This window comes from Vibrio sp. 1401, assembly GCF_033340295.1.
In genome coordinates, this window is the sequence record NZ_JAWOWF010000179.1 from 1 (window position 1) to 936 (window position 936).

The window sequence follows — 936 nt, forward strand, 5'->3', positions numbered from 1 at the left end:
CACAGACGGTTTGCTTTCGTTGGCACAGAACGGTGACATTCAAGATCGAACGCAGGTTGTTGAGGTTTTAGAGCGTTCTGGTTTTCAAGTAGTGAGGCAGACTTCAAAAAGTCTCTCTATCGCCGATCCTGAAGGCGGTAGAAACATCCGATTAAAGGGCATGATGTATGAGCAAGATTTTAGATTTGGCGCAGGACTTCGAGAAGAAATCGAAGCAGCAAGCGCTCGATACAGAGCAGCATCTCAAGAGCGAATTCGAGAGGCACGTGAGGGTTATCGAACAGGCGTTGAGATCAAGCGAGCAGAAAATCAAAGGCGATATAAACGCCCAGAATCGACGCATGAGCGTGTTAGTGCTGAAAAGTTGGGCGTGGCTAGGGTTGACTATCTTTCTCGTGATAGTGGCGTGCTCAAGCGTGATTTGGTGGCAAGGGAGCATGATTCTAGCGAACCAATTAGAGATCAATCAGCAGAGTGCCACGATAAAACAGCTCGAATTGAAGGGCGGAAAGATTCAGTTGAGCCAATGCGGAGAGAGGATTTGTATAGCGGTCGCCAAGGATGGGAAGGGTTGGACGAGAAAAAGCGACGACCGATCGATGTTTATACCGGAGGGATATTAGAGCATGACGGAGTTAGAGAAACAGCTATTGAACGCCTTCGAGCAATTACAACAGCAGCACGAGGCGCAACACAAAGCCTTTGCGAACGCTTACAAGGATTTAGAGAAAATGTTCAACACTACTTTGAAAGAGAACGCCACGTTGTGTCAGCAAGTGAGCAGATTGAGCGAGCAAGTGAACGGCTTGAACGTTCAGCTTCAGCGGTTGGAAAAGCATTACAGCACGAAGCGAGATTAGACATAGACAGAGAGCGTGAAATGAGTTTTAAAGGTTTTTGCCGTTGATTGACTCCCGTTTTAAATGCATTCGTGTA

2 protein-coding genes are annotated in these 936 nt (G+C 47.1%); both read left to right on the forward strand.

Translation table 11 applies throughout. The features are described from left to right. The first annotated feature begins 167 nt into the window (after positions 1 to 167). Positions 168 to 623 (forward strand): MbeB family mobilization protein, encoded by a 456-nt coding sequence (locus R7Z77_RS28965; RefSeq protein WP_249335089.1) that lies wholly within the window; start codon positions 168 to 170, stop codon positions 621 to 623. A 3-nt stretch (positions 624 to 626) separates the two neighbouring features. Continuing rightward, entirely contained in the window at positions 627 to 860 is a 234-nt protein-coding gene (locus tag R7Z77_RS28970) for an MbeD family mobilization/exclusion protein (protein ID WP_373906686.1), read from the forward strand. Positions 861 to 936 lie beyond the last annotated feature (76 nt).

Bases quoted from the DNA above. Each gene is read 5' to 3' on its own strand.
- R7Z77_RS28965 (WP_249335089.1), top strand. From the start codon at position 168: ATGAGCAAGATTTTAGATTTGGCGCAGGACTTCGAGAAGAAATCGAAG.
- R7Z77_RS28970 (WP_373906686.1), top strand. From the start codon at position 627: ATGACGGAGTTAGAGAAACAGCTATTGAACGCCTTCGAGCAATTACAA.